This is a genomic window from Mesorhizobium alhagi CCNWXJ12-2, assembly GCF_000236565.1.
GTDB classification, from domain to species: Bacteria; Pseudomonadota; Alphaproteobacteria; order Rhizobiales; family Rhizobiaceae; genus Allomesorhizobium; species Allomesorhizobium alhagi.
Window position 1 is genome coordinate 1 of sequence record NZ_AHAM01000313.1, and the last position, 2,570, is coordinate 2,570.

At 58.9% G+C, this 2,570-nt stretch carries 4 protein-coding genes; 2 read left to right on the forward strand and 2 right to left on the reverse strand.

Annotated elements, in window-relative coordinates:
• Positions 1-292: 292 nt before the first annotated feature.
• Together MAXJ12_RS32330 and MAXJ12_RS32335 are read left to right on the forward strand one after the other, a co-directional pair.
• Positions 293-502 carry a cold-shock protein gene (locus tag MAXJ12_RS32330; protein WP_008840439.1) on the forward strand — a complete coding sequence of 70 codons (210 nt, stop codon included), beginning with the start codon at positions 293-295 and terminating at the stop codon, positions 500-502.
• A 557-nt stretch (positions 503-1,059) separates the two neighbouring features.
• Positions 1,060-1,290: a hypothetical protein gene (locus MAXJ12_RS32335; protein WP_008840440.1), complete on the forward strand. Its 231-nt coding sequence runs from the start codon at positions 1,060-1,062 to the stop codon at positions 1,288-1,290.
• Positions 1,291-1,359: 69 nt separating this feature from the next.
• On the opposite strand, the gene MAXJ12_RS32340 is transcribed toward MAXJ12_RS32335, so the two are convergent.
• Both MAXJ12_RS32340 and MAXJ12_RS32345 read right to left on the reverse strand, forming a co-directional pair.
• A complete protein-coding gene (locus tag MAXJ12_RS32340; protein ID WP_008840441.1) occupies positions 1,360-1,758 on the reverse strand; it encodes a response regulator in 399 nt (132 codons plus the stop codon).
• 244 nt (positions 1,759-2,002) lie between these two features.
• On the reverse strand, positions 2,003-2,570 hold a 568-nt coding region (locus MAXJ12_RS32345; RefSeq protein ID WP_008840443.1), incomplete at its 5' end, for a transglutaminase-like domain-containing protein.

Consider the following 2,570-nt stretch of genomic DNA (forward strand, 5'->3'; position numbering starts at 1 on the left):
AAGAATGGGCCAGCGAGCGACCGCCACAAGTTGAGGCCGCTCGCCAACAACTTTCGCTACTGGTCGCAGTGTCGCGGCCTGGGACTGAGGACTACCGTCCTCTCAGCCGCCTGATTCTTCGTTGACATCTACCCGCCACACACGTAGAAGGTCGTCATCGACTTTTGATGTTCGAACTTTGTTTATTCGCGCTTCCGCGCTGGTCTACGATCTTCCTTCCCGCAAAATCTCGATCTTACTCACGTTGCATTCGCGACGTGAGAACTCAATATTGCTGAGGAAAGGGTTTATCATGACCACCGGCACAGTAAAATGGTTCAATTCCACCAAGGGTTTTGGCTTCATCCAGCCCGACAATGGCGGTTCGGACGTGTTTGTCCATATCTCCGCCGTTGAGCGCGCTGGCATGACCAGCATCGTCGAAGGCCAGAAGATCGGCTACGAGACGGTTCGCGACAATAAGTCCGGCAAGATGGCCGCTGAGCAGCTTCAGGCTGCCTGACCCATTCCAGAGCTTTCTACGACGACCACGGATGTACTGGCGTCGCTAGCAGCTCCGAACTCGGGAGGCCGGGCAATTGCTCGGCCTTTTGCATTTTGCCGCTCCTGCGCCAGAGGAGCTGCAAACCCTCCGACTTGATGAGAGTTCTCAAACCGAGTTTGAGATGTGGCGTGCAGCGCTGCAAGTAGCAGCGCGGATTTGCAGATGCTTGAGGGCGAGGATATCGCCTCGATGGGCGATGCTCGCCTGATCAGCTTGAGCGATACAGCAGCGGAATCGCTATAGTCCATTTTTGGCGCCGCGCATTCTCAGATTGCCCGATGGCGCTGCCAAGCGAAAGTGGCGACGAGAAGCTCGCGCATTGTCCGCCCGCTTCGCTTCACCCCTTCGCCCGCATCAGCTTGTCTGGCAGACTTCGTTGACGAACTTGCGAGCCGGCGACAGGTAGAGGATGAAGCGGTCGTCCGACGCGCTGAGATACCTATGACGCTTCACATCCCGTTCAGTCGGCGCTGTCTTAGAACCGCCGCAGGCGATGGGAACCTAAGGAGAAGTCTATGAACGAAGTTGAAGAGCGCCTGGAAATGCAGGGCCAGATCGATGGCCTGAGGATCATTGTGAGCTCGCTGCTGCACTCTCTGCCCGATCAGAGGCCCTTTGCGCTGCGGTTCCTGGAGCTGGAAGTACTCGCGCGTAAGCAAAACGCACTTCCCTCTACGCTCGAGACGCTGCGCTGGTTTCGGGCGCAGATGGAAGGCTCGGCCAAGAACGCTCCGGCCTCCGCTTAGCTGCGCTTCGCAGGCGAATCCGATCCCAGCTCTGAGCAGCGCACCTCCTGACCTTCGATTGGGACGCAATCAAACAGTGGTCTTGCGTCTGTCGTACTCTTTGCGAAGAGCTATAATTTCGGCGTTCAGCGCCTCGGATGTAAATGGCTTGATCAAGCGGGGTAGATCCCGCATTCCGTCTGGCAGTGCCCATCCGCCGTAGCCGCTGGCAAGGATGAATGGAATGCCCCGCTCAAGCAGCTTTTCGGCGACCGGGAACACCTGTCCACCTCGAATGGTAACGTCGAGTATCGCTGCATCGATCATTTCGTCGGTAGCCAGTTGAAGCGCAGTTTCAAGCTTTCCGGTCGGACCCACGACGTCGTAGCCAAAAGCCCTCAGCGCGTCTTCGATTTCTATCGCGATGAGCATCTCGTCCTCAACGATCAAAACGCGAAACACCGCCATTTCGCCGGTCACGATGCCCACTTTCCTTCTTCCAAAAGTCGCGCTTGGCCCACCTCCGCTGTCATCGGAATTTCAATCGAGCACCGCAGGCCCACGGCGAGGAATTCCCGCTTCACGCTTGCATCGAATTCATGGGCGAGGCCGCGTTCGATCAAAGTTGTGCGGCCTGCTCTGGAACCTATTCATGACCGCCCCAGAAGTGCAGGCTGGACTGCTAAAGCTGGGTTTCTCAAGCCCACACCTGCCAAGGGCCGAGTTGCAATGACTATGCGTCCGGCGTGACGCGTACCGCAACGTCCATGGAGATGAAGTCCTCCGGCGCGCCGAGATAGCCGCCGGCGATCGGCAGGATCTGACGATTGCTGCGGGCAACGGCCACTGGGATTAGGCTGGCGCCACCCAGCCGGCGATGTGTCGGGTCGAAAGCGATCCATCCTGCCCCAGGCAGATAGACTTCCGCCCAGGCATGGGTCGAGCCGGGATCGTCGGCATGCGCTTGCGGGTCAAACAAATAGCCCGAAACGGCGCGGGCACCGAAGCCGAGATGGCGGGCGGCTGCGATGAACAGCGCGGCGATGTCCCGGCAAGAGCCGCTTGCAAGCGCCAGCGTTTCCAATGGCGTCTGAGTCCCTTCCTCGTCGCGGACGCGATATGCCACTGAGCCGAGGATCCCGGCGTTGAGATCCTTTAGCAGCGAAAGCGTGTCGGTCGACGCGCCACGGACGAAGGCGCGCGCCCATGCCTCCAACCGTTCGTCCGGATCGGCATGCTCCGGAGTGCGTAGCGCACCCAAATCGGCGATATCTTCGGCCGAATATTGGAAAGGGAAAGCG

Excerpts from the sequence above, each read along its gene's own strand:
- MAXJ12_RS32330 (WP_008840439.1), top strand. The coding sequence starts at position 293 with ATGACCACCGGCACAGTAAAATGGTTCAATTCCACCAAGGGTTTTGGC.
- MAXJ12_RS32335 (WP_008840440.1), top strand. The coding sequence starts at position 1,060 with ATGAACGAAGTTGAAGAGCGCCTGGAAATGCAGGGCCAGATCGATGGC.